The 21,834-nt window shown below is 41.8% G+C and carries 12 protein-coding genes; 7 read left to right on the top strand and 5 right to left on the bottom strand.

Going from position 1 to position 21,834, the window contains the following annotated elements:
• The first annotated feature begins 1 nt into the window (after window position 1).
• The 6 genes from HMPREF1505_RS00450 (at window position 2) to HMPREF1505_RS00425 (ending at window position 10,757) form a co-directional block, all read left to right on the top strand.
• Window positions 2-1,975, top strand: a complete 1,974-nt coding sequence (locus HMPREF1505_RS00450; RefSeq protein WP_036920913.1) for a family 16 glycosylhydrolase — start codon at window positions 2-4, stop codon at window positions 1,973-1,975.
• Window positions 1,976-2,232: 257 nt separating this feature from the next.
• Window positions 2,233-4,740, top strand: a complete 2,508-nt coding sequence (locus HMPREF1505_RS00445) for a glycoside hydrolase family 2 TIM barrel-domain containing protein (RefSeq protein ID WP_081722896.1) — start codon at window positions 2,233-2,235, stop codon at window positions 4,738-4,740.
• Between the two features lie 18 nt (window positions 4,741-4,758).
• Window positions 4,759-7,023 (top strand): beta-glucosidase BglX, encoded by a 2,265-nt coding sequence (gene bglX, locus HMPREF1505_RS00440; protein ID WP_036920906.1) that lies wholly within the window; start codon window positions 4,759-4,761, stop codon window positions 7,021-7,023.
• Between the two features lie 438 nt (window positions 7,024-7,461).
• The gene (locus HMPREF1505_RS00435) at window positions 7,462-8,619 is read left to right on the top strand and encodes an FN3 domain-containing metallophosphoesterase family protein (protein ID WP_036920904.1); all 1,158 of its coding nucleotides are present in this window, start codon (window positions 7,462-7,464) and stop codon (window positions 8,617-8,619) included.
• A 199-nt stretch (window positions 8,620-8,818) separates the two neighbouring features.
• Window positions 8,819-9,439 carry a DUF2238 domain-containing protein gene (locus tag HMPREF1505_RS00430; protein ID WP_036920901.1) on the top strand — a complete coding sequence of 207 codons (621 nt, stop codon included), beginning with the start codon at window positions 8,819-8,821 and terminating at the stop codon, window positions 9,437-9,439.
• A gap of 460 nt (window positions 9,440-9,899) precedes the next feature.
• On the top strand, window positions 9,900-10,757 hold the full coding sequence (locus tag HMPREF1505_RS00425) for an enoyl-ACP reductase (protein WP_036920898.1): 858 nt from the start codon (window positions 9,900-9,902) through the stop codon (window positions 10,755-10,757).
• A gap of 335 nt (window positions 10,758-11,092) precedes the next feature.
• Here HMPREF1505_RS00425 and HMPREF1505_RS00420 read toward each other — a convergent pair whose 3' ends face one another.
• Together HMPREF1505_RS00420 and argS are read right to left on the bottom strand one after the other, a co-directional pair.
• Complete coding sequence (locus HMPREF1505_RS00420) at window positions 11,093-11,560, bottom strand: RNase H family protein (RefSeq protein WP_036921051.1); 468 nt, start codon at window positions 11,558-11,560, stop codon at window positions 11,093-11,095.
• 231 nt (window positions 11,561-11,791) lie between these two features.
• Window positions 11,792-13,612 (bottom strand): arginine--tRNA ligase, encoded by a 1,821-nt coding sequence (gene argS, locus HMPREF1505_RS00415; RefSeq protein ID WP_036920895.1) that lies wholly within the window; start codon window positions 13,610-13,612, stop codon window positions 11,792-11,794.
• Window positions 13,613-14,237: 625 nt separating this feature from the next.
• On the opposite strand from argS, the gene HMPREF1505_RS00410 reads away from it, so the two are divergent.
• On the top strand, window positions 14,238-14,726 hold the full coding sequence (locus HMPREF1505_RS00410; RefSeq protein ID WP_036920893.1) for a hypothetical protein: 489 nt from the start codon (window positions 14,238-14,240) through the stop codon (window positions 14,724-14,726).
• Between the two features lie 184 nt (window positions 14,727-14,910).
• On the opposite strand, the gene HMPREF1505_RS13245 is transcribed toward HMPREF1505_RS00410, so the two are convergent.
• The 3 genes from HMPREF1505_RS13245 to dgt form a co-directional block, all read right to left on the bottom strand.
• Complete coding sequence (locus HMPREF1505_RS13245) at window positions 14,911-18,954, bottom strand: DUF559 domain-containing protein (RefSeq protein WP_197017481.1); 4,044 nt, start codon at window positions 18,952-18,954, stop codon at window positions 14,911-14,913.
• 267 nt (window positions 18,955-19,221) lie between these two features.
• On the bottom strand, window positions 19,222-20,217 hold the full coding sequence (locus tag HMPREF1505_RS00400; protein WP_036920890.1) for a YqiA/YcfP family alpha/beta fold hydrolase: 996 nt from the start codon (window positions 20,215-20,217) through the stop codon (window positions 19,222-19,224).
• A 276-nt stretch (window positions 20,218-20,493) separates the two neighbouring features.
• Entirely contained in the window at window positions 20,494-21,831 is a 1,338-nt protein-coding gene (gene dgt, locus HMPREF1505_RS00395; RefSeq protein ID WP_036920886.1) for a dGTP triphosphohydrolase, read from the bottom strand.
• Window positions 21,832-21,834 lie beyond the last annotated feature (3 nt).

Below are 21,834 nucleotides of genomic sequence, written 5' to 3'. Positions count from 1 at the left end.
TATGAGGATTCTTATTTCAATGATTTGCGTCCTAAGTATGGGTGTAATCAATGTAAGAGCGCAGTCGGAAGTATCTGAGGTTCCTACTTTACCAGGGTGGAAGAATTTGCCTGGTGATGAGTTTAATGGTACTTCTGTAAACAAAAAGATATGGGGACTATATGGTGACCCTAAACGAAACTATGCCAATGATGCCTATGGTAATAACCCTGGACAGGGTATGGCACAGACTTATCGTGAGCAAATGGTTACGGTAAAGGATGGTATTCTAACTATTCGAGCTACACGTGACCCAATTAATACGGGAATCAGTAAACCAGAAGTTCCAGATCCTTATGTGGATTATGGAGTTATTCCTCGTTATCCACTAAAGCCTAATCACAATGGTACAAACTTAGGATGGTGGTCAGGTTTCTTGTCCAGTAGGGATGTTAAGCGGTATTACCCACTTTATTCTCGCATCGAAATAAAGGCAAAGGTACCTTATGAAATTGGAACTTGGATGGCATTATGGCTTCGTCATCGCTTAGGTGCAAGTACTTTTGAGGTAGACCTTTTAGAGTTCTTTGTGAATGATGACAATGCTGATAAATGGAATAATTGGGAACAGCATACTTATAAATTCAAGGGTAAGAGAACGCTTCATCAGTCTGTGCATGGATTGGGTTGGTTTCAAGACAAAGATAAAAAGCTCACGCTCACAAACAAATATAACTATAATCCTTTCTCTGAGCGTGTAAGAGAAATCTCTTTTGATCCTGCTGCTGATTTCCATGTGTACGGTGTACAAATGGACCCTGTACCGGGTGATTCGTCTAAACATATTGCTATAAGCTTCTTATTAGATGGAAGAGTACGGTCGGTATTCTCTACAAAAGATTATGTTATTGACGGAACTTCTATTTATAAATACAATGAATTTCTAAAGACAAAATATACCGCAGACATTGATAGTGTTTGGGATGTAGCTATAAATGGTGGAATTGGTGGTACGCCTGATGAGGATGGTGGTGGTATTCTTTATCCACACATGGATCCTAAGTATGGTGGTGACCCTAATAAAGTTCCTCATAATTATGAGATGAATGTTGATTGGATGCGTATATATAAACGTGCTAATCAACCATTGTGGCTAGGCTCTAAACCTGTTAGTTGGGATTGGAAGACCAAAACGGTTGAGTTAGTAATTCCTGCAGAACGCTTTACTAATCTGAAAGTTGGCGACCAGCTGGTGATGGATATTGATACGCTGAGTGCATCAGAGCATCGTGAATCTGGTAAAATAAAGCTTGATATCTATGATAAAAAAGGTGAAAATATTATTGCAGTAAGACCTGAACTTGCTCAACTCGATGCACAGGTGACTTTTGTTGTCAATACAGAAGAACTTTGCAATAAGCTAAAAAGCGAGGGGTGTATGTTGAAGGGTGAGAATCTTCGACTATTCTCCGTTTGCCGTTCTTCTAAAGATATTGCAAAATGGCTTGGTTTTAAGCAAATTAGTTGGGGTGAAACACTCATCCCTAAAGAGCAATTTAAGGATGTAGAAGATAAGTACCAGTTAGAAGTCATTGTAAGAGATGTTAAGCCAAATGCAAAAGTTTTCTTACGTCAAAACAAGAATCCAGAGGAGGGACAGCGTGACAGACCAGCTCTTTCATCTGATAAACCATACGGTAATATTATCAACCTGACAGAGGGTGCTGACGAGATGGCCTATGTGTTTACGATTAACGCTGCTGCTGCACAGGAACTGAAGAATAACGGTTTAGCTGTGACAGGTAATGGATATTACTTGCGTAGTGTTCGTCTGATTAATAATGCCAGTACGGCTGTGAACAATATAATAACCACAGCTCAGCATGATGGTGCTGTTTATACCCTTGATGGGATTAAGGTAGCCGATCGGTTGGGGACAAACACGCTTACACGTGGGGTCTATATTGTTGATGGACGTAAGGTAATCATTAAATAACTTGTGAAAATAAACATTCTATAAATATAATTGCTATAAGTGAAGTGCTTTTTTCTTGGTGACAAATTGCAATGTGTGTAAGGCTCCGCACCATTGGTGCTGGGCGTCAACACCATTGGTGCTAAGCATCAATACATAGGTAGGAAATTGTATGAAAGGACCATTAATGTCATTATGTACATAGTAAGATACTAATGTTTCCCTTTAAGAGAAGTTTTTACACAATAGCAGAATATAAAAAATGTACTTAATAAAATATGAGAAAATCCACCTTCTCTCTCGTGCGTCGTAGCAGTTTTGTTCTGCTATTACTACTGTGTTTATATCGTTTAGAAGGACATGCTTTTGAACGTAACTTATGGGATGATGGTTGGCGATTTGCCATTTGTCAAGATGATAGTCCTCAGCAATCAGTATTCGATGATAGTGCTTGGCGGTTATTAGACCTCCCACATGATTGGGCTATAGAAGAAGACTTCCATGCTCTATACCCATCGGGGGCTAATGGAGGAGCCCTTCCTGGTGGTAAGGGATGGTATAGAAAACACTTAGTCTTACAAGATAAGGATGCAAGTTCACGTTATGCGCTTCATTTCGATGGTGCATATATGAACACTTCTGTTTATGTAAACAGTCAGCTTGTGGGTACTCGACCTTATGGATTTATTAGTTTTAGCTTTGACCTTACACCTTATCTTAATAAGCAGGGAGATAATGTTATTGCAGTGAAGGTTGATAACTCCCAACAGCCTAACAGTCGTTGGTATACGGGATGTGGTATTTATCGCCATGTCTATCTCATGAAATCAACGGATGTTCGCGTAGCCCAATGGGGTGTACAAGCTATCACAGAAGTGAAGAAAGGTGTTGGAAATGTAATGCTTAATACGCAGATAGAGAATCTTAGTGGTCGTAATCGTCGTTTGATGGTTCGTCAAAAGGTTTGGAATAAGAATCATGAAGTTGTAGCTCAAAGTTCCAAGGCTATTAATGTTGTGGCTCCAGTTACAATGGTTAGTCAGCAAATGCGTGTGCAGAAACCTAAGTTGTGGTCGCTTTCTTCTCCTTATCTCTACACTGTTACAACAGAAGTTCTTGAGAATAACCGAGTCATCGATTGTGACACTTTCAATTTAGGTCTTCGTACTGTAAAGTTTGATGTTCAAAAGGGATTCTTCTTGAATGGTGAGAATATCAAGATTAATGGTGTTTGTCTGCATGGTGACTTGGGTTGTTTAGGTGCAGCGATTAACGAAGATGCTCTTCATCGTCAGGTTAAAATGATGATGGAGATGGGTGTTAATGCGATAAGATGCTCACACAATCCTCCAGCTCCAGAGTTACTGAATCTCTGTGATAGTTTGGGTGTGTTGGTTGTTGATGAGTCCTTTGATAGTTGGTTACAAGGAAAGACCCCTTATGACTATTCATTGTATTTCAAGTCATGGTTTGAGCGTGATCTGAGAGATATGGTGCTGCGTGATCGCAATCATCCTTCGATTATTCTTTGGAGTATTGGTAACGAGGTCTTGGAGCAATGGAATAAGGTAAATAACTCAGGAATGGCATTGGAGGATGTTAATATCCTATTGAATAATACAAGGGATAAGTCCGCTCTCTCACAGGGTGATACCCTCAATCTTAATTCAAAGCTTACCCAGGCTTTGGCTGCTATAGTTCGTCGTTATGACCCGACCCGAATGATTACAGCTGGATGTAATGAAGTATCGCCTAATAACAACTTATTTAAGAGCGGAGCCTTAGATGTGATAGGCTTTAACTATCATCAGAAAAAGGTGAAAGATGTACCACAGAATTTCCCTGGTAAGCCTTTCCTGATGACCGAAACGGTTTCTGCTTTGCAAACACGTGGCTATTATAAGATGCCAAGTGATTCTCTTTTCCGCATGCCGGGCAAGAAACGACCGTTCACAGATCCTACTTTCCTTTGTTCTTCTTATGACAATTCTTGCGCTTATTGGGGTTCTACACATGAGCAAACATGGGATGTTGTGAAGCATACTCCATATTGTGCAGGACAGTTTATATGGACAGGCTTTGATTATATCGGTGAACCTACGCCTTTCAATTTCCCTGCTCGTAGTAGCTATTTTGGAATAGTCGACTTAGCAGGTTTCCCTAAGGACTGCTACTATATGTATCAGAGTGAGTGGACCGACAAACCTGTTTTGCATCTTTTCCCACATTGGAATTGGATAGAAGGACAGACAATCGACCTCTGGTGTTATTATAATCAAGCTGATGAAGTTGAGTTATTCATCAATGGAAAGTCGCAGGGGGTACGCCAGAAGCGCAATGATCATGAGTATCATGTGGCTTGGCGTGTAACCTTTGAACCTGGTGAAGCACGCGTTGTAGCAAGAAAGAATGGTAAGGTTGTTGGTGAACAGACACGGAAGACAGCAGGTAGTCCTCATCACATTCGTTTGACTCCAAATCGTCAGGTGCTAAAAGCGAATGGTAGAAGCTTATCGTTTGTATCGGTAGAGGTGGTTGATAAGGATGGTAACCTTTGTCCATGGGCAGAGAATAATATCCATTTTTCATTATCAGGAGATGCGAAGATAGCAGGTGTAGACAATGGAAGTCCGTTCTCATTAGAGCGTTTCCAAGCTAATGAACGTCGTGCTTTCTTTGGCAAATGTTTGGTTGTGGTGCAGGCAGGAAAGAAGCCTTCTAATATTCAACTCACTGCTAAGGGAGTTGATTTAGCTCCACAAACAATAAATATTAAGTCTGAATAATATAACAACTGCAATTATATGAAACGAACTATCGTAGCTATTGCCTGTGCAATGGGCTGTTTCTGTGTAGGTAATGCACATAATGTAAATTCTCAACTTCCTCAGAAACGAGAGAAAAAAGAAGTTAAGGTGGGAGATAATGAGACAAAGTTTGTGCATGAACTTATGCAGAAGATGACGCTTACAGAGAAGATAGGACAATTGTCTCAATATGTAGGAGGAACGCTTTTGACAGGTCCTCAGAGTGGAGCTCTTTCTGATTCGCTCTTTATTCGTGGCATGGTGGGGTCAATACTCAATGTCGGAGGGGTTGATAATCTGCGAAAGTTGCAGGAGAAGAATATGCAGTTATCACGTTTGAAGATACCAATTCTCTTTGCTTTCGATGTTATTCATGGTTATAAAACGATATTTCCAACGCCTTTGGCAGAATCATGTACGTGGGATTTAGATTTTATGTATGAGACCTCCAAAGCTGCAGCTATAGAGGCTTCTGCATCAGGTATTCATTGGACATTTGCCCCAATGGTTGACATTGCACGTGACCCACGATGGGGTAGAATCGTAGAAGGTGCTGGTGAAGATACCTATCTGGCTTGTAAGATAGCTGAAGCACGTGTGCGTGGTTTCCAATGGAATCTTGGTAAACCAAACTCAGTTTATGCTTGTGCCAAGCATTTTGTAGCCTATGGTGCTCCACAAGCAGGACGTGATTATGCACCAGTAGATATTTCAATGTCTACTTTGGCTGAGGTTTACCTGCCTCCATTCAAGGCTTGTGTTGATGCAGGTGTGAAGACTTTTATGTCAGCTTTTAATAGTCTTAATGGTGTTCCTGCAACTGGTAATCGTTGGTTGATGACCAATCTACTGCGCAATCAATGGAAATTCCAAGGTTTTGTAGTAAGCGATTGGAATGCTGTACAAGAGTTGAAAGACCATGGTGTAGCTGCAACGGATGAAGAAGCTTCCCTTTTGGCTTTTAATGCTGGTGTAGACATGAATATGACAGACGGTTTATATAATCGTTGTTTGGAAAAAGCCTTACGTGAGGGACGTGTCGATATAAAGGCTATTGACGCATCAGTTGAGCGTATTCTGCGTGCGAAATATGCCTTAGGCCTTTTTGAAGATCCCTATCGTTTCCTTGATTCTAAGCGCGAACGTACTGAAGTTCGTTCTAATAGTGCTATGAATTTGGCTCGAAAAGTTGCTGCATCGTCAATGGTTTTGTTGAAAAACAGTCAAAGTACACTTCCTCTTTCTAAGCATACAAACCGCATTGCTCTCATCGGTCCTTTGGTTAATAATCGTTCTGAGGTGATGGGATCGTGGAAGGCACGTGGTGAAGACAAAGATGTTGTGACAGTATTAGAGGGTATTAAGAATAAGTTGGGTAGTGGTGTAGCTATCAATTACGTACAAGGTTGCGACTTCTTAGACCCTTCAACGCAGGAGTTTTCAAAAGCCTTTGAAGCAGCAAAGCAAAGTGATGTAGTGATAGCTGTTGTCGGTGAAAAGGCTTTGATGAGTGGAGAATCACGCAGTAGAGCAGTCCTTCGCTTGCCAGGTCAGCAAGAAGCACTCCTTGACACACTACAAAAGGCTGGTAAGCCGCTTGTTGTTGTGTTGATGAATGGTCGTCCTCTCTGTTTGGAAAAGGTTGATAAGCAGGCAGATGCTTTGCTTGAAGCTTGGTTCCCTGGTACACAATGCGGTAATGCAGTAGCTGATATTCTCTTCGGTGATGCTGTTCCTGCAGGTAAGTTGACAACCTCTTTCCCTCTCTCTGAGGGACAGATTCCAAATTATTATAATTATAAGCGTTCAGGAAGACCAGGTGATATGCCTTATAGTTCAACGGTTCGTCATATTGATGTTCCTAACAGAAACCTCTATCCTTTCGGTTATGGCTTGAGTTATACGAAGTTCTCTTATGGTGAGATACAATGTGCAAACGAGTTTAATGTTGATGGTACACTACAGGTTTCGGTTGATGTTACCAACACTGGTGGTTATGATGGCGAGGAAATCGTACAACTTTATGTAGCAGATAAGCATGCTTCTATGGTTCGTCCAGTGAAGGAGTTGAAAGGCTTTAAAAAGGTTTTCATACCAAAGGGTGAGACTGTGCGCGTAGACTTCACTCTCAATGCTCGTGACTTAGGTTTCTGGAATAATGAGATGCAATATGTAGTTGAGCCAGGAATCTTTGAGATTATGGTGGGAAGTAGCAGTGAGGATTTGCAGAAGAAAGAAGCTATTTGGAAAGGAGATAAGTAAATAAAAGAAGCGTAAAGGAATTGTTCGGTAAGGTTCTTATGTATAGGTTCATCTTTGGTGGCTTATAGTATGATGGGTTATAATGACATTCAAGATACTCACATATCATCTTCTATAGTTGTGTTGTTGCCCAGCACCATTGGTGTTTGTGGTTAACACCAATGGTGCGGAGGGTTAAGCATAATGCAGGATGTCTCCAAAGGAGATTAAACTTTGCGTTAGGACGGATTTATATTGGACAGCTTTAATACGAAAAGATGGTATATAAAGTTCTATTTGTTTGTGAAGAAAAGCCAGTATAATAGTTGTGGCTGATTGTGCAGTGACCTTTTTATATCAAAAAAGTTGTATAAAACATAGTACTTTGTATGCTGTCTTGCGTATTATTTATAGATTCTTTTTTTAGGAAAAACGATTAATGATTTTAAGTAAAAGTAGATGAAACATGTATTGTTAGGTTTATTGTTGCTGCTTTCATTTAGTGCCAAGGGCATTGAGGTAACTCATGGCCCTTGGATTTGCGACATGGATAGTACAAGTGTTACAATTGTTTGGGTGACAGACAAGCCTGGAAAGTCGTGGGTTGAGATAGCACCAGATGGCCCTGACCATTTCTATGGTAAGGCTCGTCCTCGTTATTATGATATTCTTGAGGGGCGTAAGGTGCTCACCGATAGTGTTCACCGCATTCATATTGAAGGTTTGAAGCCTAATACAAAATATCGTTACCGCGTTTTCACACAGGAAGTTGCTGAGTGGCGTTATGATGATTGGGTGACATTTGGTAAGACAGCTTGTACTGATGTATGGCGTGGAAAACCTCATGAGTTTACAACCTTCCCTGCACAATCACGTGAAATAACATTCTTAGTACTAAATGATATTCATGAACGTGCCAAGTTTATGAAGGATTTATGTAAGAATATCGACTTCAAAAAACTTGATTTTGTACTGCTTAATGGCGATATGTCAAATCGTTTGAGAAGTCAGCAACACATGATGGAGGCTTATTTGGATACTTGTGTGAGCATGTTTGCTACTCATACTCCTTTATTCTTCAATCGTGGAAATCATGAACTCCGTGGTCAGTTTGCTGATTATCTCTATCGTTATTTCCCGACTAATTCAGGTAAATACTATCGTCTGCAACATGTAGCAGGTGTTGATTTCTTGTTCATAGACTCTGGAGAGGATAAGCCTGATGAGGATATAGAATATAGTGGCATTGTGGATTATGATCAATATCGTGTTGAGCAGGCTCGTTGGTTGCGTCAACTTCGAGAGGAGAAGAAAGTGGGTAAATACCCATTGGTTGTGTTTTCGCACATGCCACCAACACTTGAGAACTGGCATGGTCCATATCACATGCAGGAAACATTGACACCAGAACTTAATAAGATGAATGTGTCTGTTATGCTTTCCGGTCATCTTCATGCCTTTGGCTATCAGAAACCAAATGAGATAATAAACTTCCCTAACTTGGCTAATAGTAATAACACCTATTTGTTATGTCGTATTGCAAACGGCAAGATGGAGGTGGATTATGTGGGACTTACTGATAAGGATAAGAAGCATTTCACGTTCCTAATGAAATAAATTCTTCTTTTAGGTTAAATATAGGTTTTATGTGGATTACAGATTTGATAATATTTTATTATCATTTTGTAATCCACTTTTTTATTCAGATATCAAAATCGAGTATCGTCTTTTGGTAAATAATAATTGGATATTACCAAATCTATAAAAAAAAGACTTATCTTTGTCCTTCAGATATCGTATAAAATAGAATTGTAAAATGATTGATAAAACGAAACTGATGCTTGTTCTGTTGGTAGTGATTGTGACGGTCATTACTTGTATTCATCCAATCTATCCGAATGAACAGACGCTGCAGCATATCGGTACTGTGCTGTTATTGATACCTCTGACGATGGATGTCTTTAGAAAACAACTTCCGATGTCGGCGTTTATTGGTATTGTTGGTTTTACGCTGCTTCATGTTATTGGCGCACGTTATATTTATTCATACGTGCCTTATAAAGAGTGGGCTGTATCGTTAGGTTTGGTTGAAAAAGGTTTCTTCCATGACCCACGTAATCATTATGATCGGTTAGTACATTTCTCTTTTGGTGCGTTGTTGTTCCCTTACTTCGTCTATCTTTGTCGGAAATGGGTAAAACAGCAATCGTTTGTAGCTGTTGTGATGGCATGGATGATGATTCAAACGGGTAGTTTAATTTACGAACTGTTTGAATGGTTACTGACGATAGTCATGACTGCAGAGGAAGCTGACTATTATAATGGTCAGCAAGGTGATATGTGGGATGCACAGAAGGATATGGCTTTGGCACTGGTTGGGTCTACTGGAATGTTCTTAGTATATGCGGTTCGTAGCCTTATTAGAAGGGGCAAATAGGACAAACTGAGATGAAAGGTTACATCGCTGCATAGGCTTGTGGGCATAAAATAAAATATATTTTACGCCTTGAATTAATTAGAAAGCATTGCAGTGCAACTACAGATAATTATCACTTCGGAATTATTTTCACGACAAGAAGAATTTATTTTCATGAAAAGAAATATTTATGTTCATGAAGAAAAATAATTATTTTCATGAAAATAATTTGAGAAAGGATTATTCTGATGGTGAAAGAAGGGGGACAGTCTTTTGAATATTGATAGTTCTGAGAAGTTGAAAATAGGCTTAGGATGGTTTGAAAAGAGGGTGATGTGTTTTGCTTAGTTCGGCTTGTGAGGGAATGTGAAAAGGTGCAAATTGTCACTTGTGGATAGCATTTAGATGTAAATTATGTGTATTTTCTTGGCAAATCAACCTTTTTTGCTTACCTTTACACCAAATTTGAATAACGAAGATTATGAGTTACAACTTATTAAAAGGTAAAAGAGGTGTTATTTTTGGAGCCCTCAACGAGATGTCAATCGCATGGAAAGTTGCTGAAAGAGCTGTTGAGGAAGGTGCAATGATCACTTTGTCAAATACTCCAATCGCAGTAAGAATGGGTACAGTAAATGCACTGTCAGAGAAGTTAAACTGCGAGGTTATTCCTGCTGATGCAACTAACGTTGAGGACTTGGAGAACGTATTCAAGCGCTCAATGGAGGTTTTGGGTGGTAAGATTGACTTCGTTCTGCACTCTATCGGTATGTCACCAAACGTGCGTAAGCACCGTACATACGATGACTTGGACTATAAGATGCTTGACACTACACTGGATATCTCAGCTGTTTCATTCCACAAGATGATTCAGAGTGCTAAGAAACTTGATGCTATCAACGACTATGGTTCAATCCTTGCACTCTCTTACGTAGCTGCTCAGCGTACCTTCTACGGTTACAATGATATGGCTGATGCTAAGGCATTGTTGGAGAGTATCGGTCGTAGCTTCGGTTATATTTATGGTCGTGAGAAGCACGTACGTATCAATACTATTTCTCAGTCACCAACAATGACAACTGCTGGTTCAGGTGTGAAGGGTATGGATAAGCTCTTCGACTTCGCTGATCGTATGTCTCCATTGGGCAACGCAAGTGCTGATGAGTGTGCTGACTATTGTATCGTAATGTTCTCTGACCTCACCCGTAAGGTGACAATGCAGAACCTTTACCACGATGGTGGTTTCTCAAATGTAGGTATGAGTCTTCGCGCTATGGCTACATACGAGAAGGGTCTCGATGAGTATAAGGACGAGAACGGTAATATTATCTACGGATAGTAAAGCCTCCGACAGAAGCCTCCCCCAACCCCTCCGAAAGGAGGGGAGTGCAAATAAAAGGTGGGTAGGAATAAAGGGATTATCTTTATTATGATAGTTTTCCACTACTATCGAATATAAATCCTCTTTATGATTACGATGAGGAAGGTTCTAAGGAAAATAATAAAAAGCTCCAGTAAGTGAAAACTTATTGGAGCTTTTTATTTCTATCGTTATTCTCGAAATAGCTTATTGTACCAAATCTTAAGCAAGTTTGCCTCCCTCAAATCATTTTCCATACCAAACCATACGCTAATTTGTCTCCCTCCCCCTTCGGGGAGGGTTGGGGTGGGGCTTTATTTCCTTCCAAAGTCGGCAGGAATCTCACCCCACTGCTTTGTTTCCCACTTTATAATAGGTGTTGTAACCTTATGCGTTTGGAGCCAATGTTCCGCGCGAGCGATGACTTGATGGAGTTCTTCAGTTTCTGCATTGCGGACAAAAGTAGTCTTACAACGCTTTTTGTTTACCCATAAGATAGCATTGTAGGAGTCGCTATAAATAACCTTATCCTTGATACCTTGCTTCTCCATCAGTGCCAAAGCATGAACAATAGCGAGGAACTCACCAATGTTGTTCGTTCCCATAACTGGACCAAAATGGAAGACTCTCGCCCCTGTTTGTAGGTCGACACATTGATACTCCATAGGTCCTGGATTGCCAGAACAAGCAGCGTCAACAGCCCAAGAGGGGCATCGCACCTCAAGTGGCAACGGTAATACGGTATCGTTACGGTTGGTAGGAGGGTTTACAAGTTCCTTCATTGGATTTGCTATTTGATGCTGTTGTCTTGTATTGTTCTTTGACTCCAAAGCCATTATAGTCTGCTTAATCTTATTTATTGCTTCCTACAAATGGCTATTTTCTCTTTGTTATAGGTAAACCAAAAGAGAGAAATAGACTAATATTCTTTTGTATACTAAGTTTTTTGCAAGGTGTATTAATCTATATCCCATTAGGTCTCCCCTCCTTTGGAGGGGTTGGGGGAGGTGGGGCTACATCCTCTCTGGCACCTCAATACCGAGCAATGCCATTCCATTCTTGATGACCTTAGCCACATTCTTGGCAATCATCAGACGGGTAATCTTCTCTGCTTCGGTGTCAGCGTTAAGGATGCTGTAGTCATGATAGAACTGGTTGAACTCCTTAGTCAGCTCATAGCAGTAGTTTGCAATACCACTTGGGCTATAGTCGATGCCAGCCTGTGCAACTGCAGCACCGAAGTCATTGAGCTTCTGGATGAGTGCAATCTCCTTCTCATTGAGTGGAGCATCGTCGTTAAGTGATGCTGGCAAGGTGATGTTCTGTGCCTCAGCTTTACGAAGGATACTGCGGATACGTGCGTAAGTGTACTGGATGAATGGTCCTGTATTACCATTAAAGTCAATAGACTCCTCTGGGTTAAAGAGCATATTCTTGCGCGCATCAACTTTAAGGATGAAGTACTTCAGTGCACCCATACCCACGATACGTGCAATCTCGTTCTTCTCTTCCTCTGTGATACCTTCCAACTTGTTCACCTTATCCTCGCTAAGACTCTTTGCATTCTCAATCATTGATGCAACAAGATCGTCTGCATCGACAACTGTTCCCTCACGACTCTTCATCTTACCGTTTGGCAATTCAACCATACCATATGAGAAGTGCACAAGGTCTTTACCCCACTTGAAGCCTAAACGGTCCAAGAGGATAGAGAGAACTTGGAAGTGGTAGTTCTGCTCGTTACCAACGACATAGATCATCTTGTCGATAGGGTAGTCGTTGAAACGCATCTCTGCCGTACCAATATCTTGTGTCATATAAACCGATGTACCGTCCTTACGCAACAAGAGTTTCTGATCTAAGCCCTCATCGGTGAGGTCAGCCCATACAGAGTTGTCTTCCTTGCGGATAAAAAGACCCTTCGCAAGACCTTCTTCCACCTTCTTCTTACCAACAAGATAAGTGTTTGATTCGTAGTAAATCTTATCGAATCCAACGCCCAACGCTTTGTAAGTCTCGTTGAAACCAGCATATACCCAGTTGTTCATCTTCTCCCACAAAGCACGAATCTCTGGGTCGTTAGCTTCCCACTTCACGAGCATGTCGTGTGCCTCCTTAATCAACGGAGCCTCATGTTCAGCCTTTTCCTTTGCCTCATCGGCTGTCATACCCTCTTTCTCATACTGCTCCTGCAGTTGCTTGCACTCCTCTTTGTAGTGCTTGTCGAAGAGTACGTAGAAGTCACCAATCAAGTGATCGCCCTTCTTGCCAGCCTGCTCTGGTGTGATACCATTGCCCCACTTCAGCCAAGCCAACATAGACTTACAGATGTGGATACCACGGTCATTCACGATATTTGTCTTAACCACCTTGTTACCGTTAGCCTCCATAATCTGTGCCAACGACCAACCGAGGAGGTTGTTACGTACGTGACCAAGGTGAAGTGGCTTATTTGTGTTAGGTGAAGAGTATTCAATCATCACCAATGGACTCTCGTCTGTCACACGCTTCTCGCCAAACTTCTCGTCAGCGTTGATATCATTCAACAGACCTGTCCATGCTGCTTGCGCAATAACGAGGTTGAGGAAGCCCTTTACAACGTTGAAGTCGGCTACAGCCTTACAGTTCTTCTTCAGGTATTCACCTAAATCCTGTGCCGTATCTTCAGGCTTCTTGTGTGAAGTCTTCAGCAATGGGAAGGTGACGAGTGTGAGGTTACCCTCAAAGTCGCTGCGTGTCTTCTGCAGCTGAATCATCTTTTCAGGAACTTCTGTTCCATACAATTCCTTTACAGCTGCAAGTGCAGCAACGGTAATTTGCTCTTCTATCTTCATCTTTTGTTTCTTTTTATCTGTCTGCAAAGTTACGGAAAATCAGCTGAATAACGGCAGGAGGAGGGTGGTTAATTCATAATTCATAATTCATAATTCATAATTATGATTAGTTTTAACTCTCAATTTATGAACCATAATTCATAATTATGATTAGTTTTAATTCAAAATTTATATCTTATTCTTTATAATTTTATTGTTTGTCAGTTGTAATTATGTTTGCCCTTTTATGCAGTCTAATAAACAATCTTGTGTAAGCTTGTTAGTAGTGTTTTGCGGTCGTGTTGTTGCTCAGCACGAGTGGTGTTATTGGTAAGCACCAATGGTGTTGAGCGCTAATCGCCATGCAATGTATGACGGGGGGAGATATCAACTTGTTGTTAAAAAAGAATCATACTGTCAAAAAGTAATTAATGGTTATTCGATGTAGGGGCTTACTTTTTTAAGTTTAAAACGATGATAATAGAGGATATATGATTTAAGTTTTATCGGCTATAATGCTTACTTTTAGTTGTAAAGTCTTGTATTTATGTGTGTTGAGTTCTGTTGAAAAATAGTTTTATTTCTTGTTTATTTGCAATATTTACGCTATCTTTGCGATTAGATTAACTATAAAAAAATAGATCATATGCGTAAAAGTATTCAGAAGTGGACTTATGCCCTTGTAGCCAGTGTTTTTGCATTGGTAATGTGTTTTAGCCTTAGTGCTTGCGGTAGTGATGATGACAATGATGTAAATAATGGGATAAGTCCTGTTCTTTACAGTGATTTTGGAGGTGAAATCGGTGTCAACTATCCATTGGGTATCTCAGGTAAATTTGTTGGTTTCTCTATTCCTAAGAGCCAGGCAGGAAAGATTGTTGACTTAACAAAGGGCGGCGATTGGGTAGCTGGTGGTTCTGTCGTTGGTGGTTTGTATAGGTATGATAACCATTTCTTCCAGAAGGGAAGTTATGTTTATCTTCTCAGGACGGGTGCAAATGAGATAGAACTCCGTTATAAATATATTTGGAAAGAAGGTACAGCAACTCGTACAGTAGAGGGAAACTATAAGAACGTAAAGATGACAACGCATCAAGATGCGATTGATTGGGCACATAGGCAGGGCTTGAATTAAAGTCTAATTAGCTTTTTCAGAAGAAATCATAAAAGGAGATTGTACCAGAGTATCAGGTTCTACCATTGATATTTCTGGCATAATCTCCTTTTATTTTTTGCTTTCTCTTACTGCGCATTAAGGAGGTGATAAGGGAGAAAAGATGAAAACGTGTGTCTTGTTTGTAAATCCCCTCTTGTTCAGACTATGCCTTTTCTGTATAATATCCACCCTTTTCTTTGATATAATCAATGAGTTCTGCAAAGATTTGGTTTTGTCTTAATGTCGGCTCATTACCTGTAAGAATCAGCTGTTTGCGGGCTCTTGTGATGGCAACATTCAGTTTACGGTCGATGGGTTGACCATCTTCGTAGAATGTGTTGGCGGTGAGGAAATCGAGTTGATAGCGACTTTGAATGGTGAAAGAATAAAGAATGATGTCACGTTGGCTACCTTGATAGCGTTCAACGGTATCAATACTGATTTCTTCCAGTTCGGGAATACCGAGCTTCTCAATCTCCTTTCTAATCATTGCAATCTGATTGCGGTAAGGCACAATGACACCAACAGACTTCTGTGGGTCGAAGTTTTTGCCGAGTTGTCGGTATAAACGTCTTAGCAGGTCGGTAATGATACGCGCCTCTTCCGTGTTTACCTTTTCTGAAATATTCAGTTGTCGACACGGCTTTGAAGGGATGAAAATCATACGATGCGCCTTCAAGACATTATCCGTCTCGTCCTCACTCGTTTCGTTATAAGCTAATGTCTGCTCCAACTGATGCGCTAATGGTACGCATTCAAGTTGTTCGCGTGCGTAGAACTTACGGTTTGCAAAGTCTGCAATATCCGGATGCATTCGCCCTTGTTTGTGCAGTGTACCAATGAAATCAGTTCTCCCTGCTGCCCGCTCGGTTAGGATAAGGCGTTCAAAGAGGGAGTTTGCGCAAGAGTTAAGGTGGATTGCTTTCAGTGTTTCGTCTTCAACAAGCACTTCCGTATCATCCTGTTGTACCACCGCTGGCAGCTGTTTATGGTCGCCAATTAGTATAAACTTACCGATGGCCTCACCCCCCGCCCTCTCCTTCAGAGAGGGAGCTGCAAGATTGGTGAGGTTTTGCTGTATGTTTGCAGAATGTTTATTTTCCATATTATAGTCCCCCTGCTGTAATCCTTTGAGGGAGTTGTTAGCAGCAGCTCCCTCTCTGAAGGAGAGGGCGGGGGGTGAGGCTATAATTCTTTTTAGCACCCATTCTGTCTGGTTTATTACCTCGTTATTGGTGAATCGTAGTACATAAAAACCTTGTTCATTAAGATATTTTGTACGGATAGTATCCTTTTCTTGCTGTTCTTCACTATTATGATACTCACCATCAACTTCAATGATAAGACTAATTTCTAAGCAGATAAAATCTGCTATATAGTCCCCAATGGCATGCTGTCGTCTGAATTTCAATCCTAACTGTCGGTCTCTTATACACTGCCAGAGTAAGGTCTCTGCGTCAGTCGGTGTCTTACGGTTATTAACAGCATTGTTTTTAAGAATCTGATAGATGTCAGGGTGGGCTGTACGAAGGGGAGACGTCTTAGTCCCTGCGCTCTCCTTGAGAGAGTGAGTTGCAAGATTGGTGAGGTTTTGTTGTATGTTTGCAGAATATTTATTTACCATATTATAGTCCCCCCGCTGTAATCCTTTGAGGGAGTTGTTAGCAGCAGCTCCCTCTCTGAAGGAGAGGGCGGGGGGTGAGGCTGTAAGTAAACCAATAATATTTGGTTCTAATATTTGACTTGCTTCGTCAATGATGGCGAGGTCGAACTGCTTGATATTAAAGAGTGCAGCATTGCTGTTCATTGTTGAGGTTGTGGCTACAACGATGCGCGCATCTGCTAAGGTAGACTTTATGCTGTTGAGGGTTGCGTTGTCATCTAACACTTCCTTCAACAGATGGTCACTATATTTCGGGTCGCAACTGAACTCATTACCGATGCGGATATAGTCAAGTTCGTTCTCTGTCAGCATATTACAAATCTCGTCAACAGCACGATTTGTGTAGGCAAGGAGGAGGATTGAACTTTGAACTTTGAACTTTGAGTTTTGAACTTTAGGCTTTTCTGCCAACTGCTCACGTACAAGGAATTGCAGAGCCTGCGAGGTTTTGCCAGTGCCGGGAGGACCGATAAGAAGGAAATAGTCCTGTGCCTGCTTTGCTTTCAAGATGATTTCGTCATAATCGGGATGGTAGCTGTGGGATAAGGTCAGCGACTTATCGACGCATGGCACACGCTGTCCCAAAAGTAGCTGACGGCGTTCTTCGTTTGAGGTGATGAAGGTGTAAAGACTTCTGATAGACGATGTACCACCGATGTCACTACCAGTATGCTCAATAGCGAAGTAATCTCCGCTGATAAGGTCAGGGTTTTGCTGTCCATCATTGAGGTGTATAACAAGTCTGTCACCATGTATCTCCTGCAGTGAACCTTTGAAAAGGATACTCATTCTCACGTCAGGAGCGTCGTTCTTCTTGTACGAATAGAGATAAATCATATCTCCTCGGCGAAAGTTAGGGAGGAAATCTTCGCCCTGTTGGGGTACAGCGAGTGTAATCGTATCATAGCCGTTGAACGAGCTGCTACGCTCTTTCTCTATGATAGTCAGTCCTGTATAGATGTTTCCTGTCTCTTTCTTCTCTACAAGAGGCATGTTCCAAAGGTCGGCATTGCTGTTTCCTACACCTTCCTGTACACCCACCTTCGACACTAATTGTTCTTTGATAACAAAGGTCATCATACGTGTGAAATAAGCACGTTCGAGGTCGTTGAGTTGGTGAAGTGGTGCCAGTGTCTCAGTGAGTTGTGGTAAGAGGTATCTGTTGTAGAAGTTATCGTTTTGCTTCTCAATGTTCAATGTCTGCGGTGTGAGCAATGGCAACATCCTATCAAAGCCATTTTCAGCCATCCAGAACTCCGTTGCCACGGCTTGATTACGGAAGCGGATAGCTTCACGAATCAGCTTTTGCAGTGGCTCCACTTCGAGGAGTCCGTCGGGTAGGGGATATTTAGAATATAAGAGTTGGATGTGTGCATTCTTCGGACTGAGTTGGAAGTTATATTGCAAGATACCGTAGTAGAGCAACACCTGCACGTAGTGTTTCTCAACATGGAGTGAGCCATGCGGATTTTTATATTTGCGTTCAATAAAAGTATTCTTTCCCGACTTCTGCTCAACAAGTAGTTTTAAGTCGGTTGTCATCAAGTCGACACGACCCTGTATGCCCAATCGTTCGCATACAAAGGAAGGTTCAAGAATCGCTTTCTCACGGTCGAAAGTTTGGAAGATTTCATCAACAATTTCCTTGATATTCTCCACCTGTCGTTCTGCATCTTGTTTGAAAGATGCTGCATCAAAGTCGGGACAGGTCGCATAGTCCAAAGCCTTCTCTTTGAAGTTAGAACGGAAGGTTTCTTTAATGTCGTATCCTGCAGGATGATTGATGATATCATCGAGTGCAGAACCAGCGAAGTTACCTAATACAATGTGTTTATTGCTCAGGCGGGGAGTAAGTCTGTTGACAGTGAAAAGCAGCGGATGGTGTCCATAACTTTCAAAACAATTAGCAATGGTAGAGATATCTATCAGATAGTCTGGCTCAACGACGATAAGGCGCGGTATGACCTTCTTTCGGGTGACAGTACAGTCAAGAAGATTCAGCTGCATTCCTTCGCGTAGCATCGGGCGTAAGTAGCTGAAATCAATGTAGTCTGGTGTGTTCATATAGTCCACCATCAAGAGTTCTTCGCTACTGTCTTGATTGGTTACAGCTACCTGAATAGTACTGTCGTCCCACTCTCTTACGATACAACGAATGTAACGATAATTCGTAATCTGTATATTCTCCGTTGTGCGTCCACGTGCTGGAATTTTCCCAACAAGGAACGAAGGAATAGCCTCCTGCACAACAGCAGAAACGAAAATAGCCAAGGCACGACAGTCGTAAGCCACGTCTTCAGGGAGAATCGGGGCGTAAGAGTTACTATGTCGGCGCATTTTCTGGATTGCCACAATATCCTGTGGGGCGATGTTATGCTGCCTACAGAGCGACTCCACCTGCGAAGAAAGGTTGCCGAAACCATGTCGGGTATTCTTTAATCCTTCATGACAAGCAATGACGAGCGTCTCGTGCATGATGAGTGCCTGTGCTTCAGATGGTGCCGAAAGGATGTCAGCGATACGTGAGAAAAGTTCGTGTGCCATTATGATAATGTTTCCCCAGTCCTCTTAATAAAGAAGAATTGTTTTTATACTATGCGTGAGGACTAATTCGTTGGGTTATGTTTTGAGTGGGTGTTATTGCTTAGTTATCAGTTGGTTGTGAGCGTTCTTTATTGTAAAAAGCCTATTGTTGTGAATTATTTTCATGAAGAGAAGAATTTATTTTCATGAAAATAAATATTTCTTTTCACGATGAAAAATATTTCTTTTCATGAAAATAATTCACCAAAGCGAAGCTTTTTAGCTCGCTTACTGTCCTCCTAAGCGTTCAAAGAAAGTGAAAATTTCCTCCCAAGTCTTGAACTCTTCGCTACCGAAAAGTAGGCTTGTGCCGAGGAAGTCATCGTGTTCAGTACTACTGATGAAGTAGTCGCCATAGAGAAGTTGAGGCTGGTTGGTGAAGATCGTATGGTTCCACGCTGGTGCACTGAAGGCATCTTCTATCCATGCCTGCTGTTCAGTGATGGCTGACGGATAGTTGGTTGGTGCAGGACACACGAAGAATACGTTGTAGTTATCAAGTAAGAACTCGTAAGTTTTGTTTAAACTTGATTTCGGTTTGCCGTATCCATCAGCGAGGGTGTTCTGGTCAATGAGTACCGTACGACGCTCGCGGCCTTCTTGTCGGTCGTCAATCCATCGGATAACAGGCATGAGGTAATGGAAAACAGCTTTCTCGATGAGTCGGTGTTCACCATGAAAACGGATCGCCTGAGGGTAATGTTCGTTGAAAAGGTCGAAGGTGTGGACAACAGGGTCTGCATCACCAAAGAGTCCGAAGACGCGTTGCTGCTCTTCCTCTGTCACTTGTGAGAAACACTTTTCAGTTATCTCTTTGTATTCCTTTACCAATGCTTTGGTTACGATAACCTCTTGTACGCCATCTTGTCGTGGATTTTGGAACACCTGTTTACCCATCATATTCGTCTCGCTGATGGTTGTTCCCATTTGAAAAGCAGGATTCACGCAGATACGGTCGACACCATAAAGCATCTCGGTGTACATACCTCCCATTGAAGTACCAATGATAAGGTCGGGTTTTTCGGTATTAACAAGGTTGCGCAATAGTTCCATTGCCTCCTTAGGATGTATGGGGAGGTCGGGCGCAATGACTGTAGCTTCGGGCATATAGTCCCTCAGTATCTGTACCGTATGACTTGAACCGGCTGACATAAAGCCGTGAACGTAGATAATCTTCTTTCCTACCATAAGGTCGGGAAAGGTCTTTTTATATTGATTTTCCATTGATTCTTTTTAGGAGTTAAAGGAGTTGAAGGAGTGAAATGGAGGGAGATAAATCTGGAGTTAAAGGAGTTAAAGGAGTGAAATGGAGTTAAGACAAATGTGTTGTGGGTGTCTTTATGTTGATTTCCCATATTAAAAACAACTTCAAATCTTGCCATTTGGAACTCTTTTTCAAGCCCTTTTAAATGATTATTTGTGAGATAATAGTGTGATAACTATACCCCCTCTTTTCCCCTCTTTGCCTCCCCTCCCTTCGGAGGGGTCGGGGGAGGCTTCCTATATCAGTGGCAAACTGATACCATTTATCTTCTGATAGATGTCGAGTGCATAGATATCTGTCATTCCACTGATGAAGTCGAGGACTGCCATGATGCGTGTTTCAAGGCAAGGACTTTGAATATCATACTGGCTTGAGAAACGTCGGATGAGCTGCTGACTGTGGAAGTGTTCAGGCTCAACAGCAGCACCAATGAGTGCTTCCATCAGTGTTTCCATAATCTTATAGCCTGATAACTCAACGTCGAGGACTGCTTTACTGCGGTAAATCCTATCCACTGAGACCTCTGTACAGTGTTTGTAAGCCTGTCGGGGAAGCTCAGAAATATGCTTGATGAGCGACCCTTCGAAGGTTCCATTGAGTATCTCCTCTTCGTGTTCTACAAAGACATTGACACATTCAGCCTCCAATAGTCCTACAGCACAGGCACGGAAGTAAACAACTTGTTCGTTTTGGTCGGTCACACCCTCGTCTTCTATGCGCTTTCTAATGCTCTTTCTGGTTTCTTCATCGAAGAAGCCAAGGAGCAAATCGGCAGTCTCCTCAAACGAAAGAAGTTTGAGTTTGTGGGAGTCTTCGATATCCATAATCTCGTAACAGATATCGTCTGCAGCCTCCATAAGATAGGTCAACGGATGACGAACATAACAGATACCATCCTCAGAGCTATCCTTTTGAATGATACCTAATTCATCAGCAATCTTCTTATAGGTTTCTTCTTCCGTAGCAAAGAAACCGAACTTGCCGTGTTTGCTGGCATAAGTAGAACTGAAAGGATACTTTACGATACTCGCTAAAGTGCTATAAGTCATCACAAAACCACCTTCTCTTCGGCCTAAGAAACGATGGGTCAGTAAGCGGAAGGCATTGGCATTGCCCTCAAAATGAGTAATATCTTCCCAGAAGTGTGGGCTAACTTTCTCCTTCAAGCTAATCCCTGGCCCCTCTGTGAAGAATGCCTGCATAGCCTTTTCGCCACTATGCCCGAAGGGAGGATTACCCATGTCGTGTGCATAACAAGCTGTCTGTACGATGGTTCCAATCTCTTCAAAGAGCGTACCACGCAACTCTGGGTGTATTTCGATGAGTCTTTTTGCAACGTCATCACCTAAAGATTTACCCAAGGAAGCCACCTCTAAAGAATGAGTTAGGCGGTTGTGCACAAAGACACTACCCGGAAGAGGGAAGACTTGAGTCTTGTTCTGCAGTCGTCGGAACGGTGCAGAGTAAATCAAACGGTCGCTGTCACGCTTAAATTCAGAGCGGTCATCGTGTCGAAGGGCGTGACGCTCTTCCTGTCCGAGACGCTTGTTGGATATGAGTTGTTGCCAGTTCATTGC

The organism is Prevotella sp. ICM33, assembly GCF_000517825.1.
In the GTDB taxonomy this organism is placed as follows: domain Bacteria; phylum Bacteroidota; class Bacteroidia; order Bacteroidales; family Bacteroidaceae; genus Prevotella; species Prevotella melaninogenica.
The sequence above is the reverse complement of the archived record's forward strand: the minus strand, read 5'-3'. Positions and strand labels throughout refer to the sequence as shown.

Coding starts and splice junctions, on each gene's coding strand:
- HMPREF1505_RS00450 (WP_036920913.1), top strand. CDS start 2: ATGAGGATTCTTATTTCAATGATTTGCGTCCTAAGTATGGGTGTAATC.
- HMPREF1505_RS00445 (WP_081722896.1), top strand. CDS start 2,233: ATGAGAAAATCCACCTTCTCTCTCGTGCGTCGTAGCAGTTTTGTTCTG.
- bglX (WP_036920906.1), top strand. CDS start 4,759: ATGAAACGAACTATCGTAGCTATTGCCTGTGCAATGGGCTGTTTCTGT.
- HMPREF1505_RS00435 (WP_036920904.1), top strand. CDS start 7,462: ATGAAACATGTATTGTTAGGTTTATTGTTGCTGCTTTCATTTAGTGCC.
- HMPREF1505_RS00430 (WP_036920901.1), top strand. CDS start 8,819: ATGATTGATAAAACGAAACTGATGCTTGTTCTGTTGGTAGTGATTGTG.
- HMPREF1505_RS00425 (WP_036920898.1), top strand. CDS start 9,900: ATGAGTTACAACTTATTAAAAGGTAAAAGAGGTGTTATTTTTGGAGCC.
- HMPREF1505_RS00420 (WP_036921051.1), bottom strand. CDS start 11,560: ATGAAGGAACTTGTAAACCCTCCTACCAACCGTAACGATACCGTATTA.
- argS (WP_036920895.1), bottom strand. CDS start 13,612: ATGAAGATAGAAGAGCAAATTACCGTTGCTGCACTTGCAGCTGTAAAG.
- HMPREF1505_RS00410 (WP_036920893.1), top strand. CDS start 14,238: ATGCGTAAAAGTATTCAGAAGTGGACTTATGCCCTTGTAGCCAGTGTT.
- HMPREF1505_RS13245 (WP_197017481.1), bottom strand. CDS start 18,954: ATGGCACACGAACTTTTCTCACGTATCGCTGACATCCTTTCGGCACCA.
- HMPREF1505_RS00400 (WP_036920890.1), bottom strand. CDS start 20,217: ATGGAAAATCAATATAAAAAGACCTTTCCCGACCTTATGGTAGGAAAG.
- dgt (WP_036920886.1), bottom strand. CDS start 21,831: ATGAACTGGCAACAACTCATATCCAACAAGCGTCTCGGACAGGAAGAG.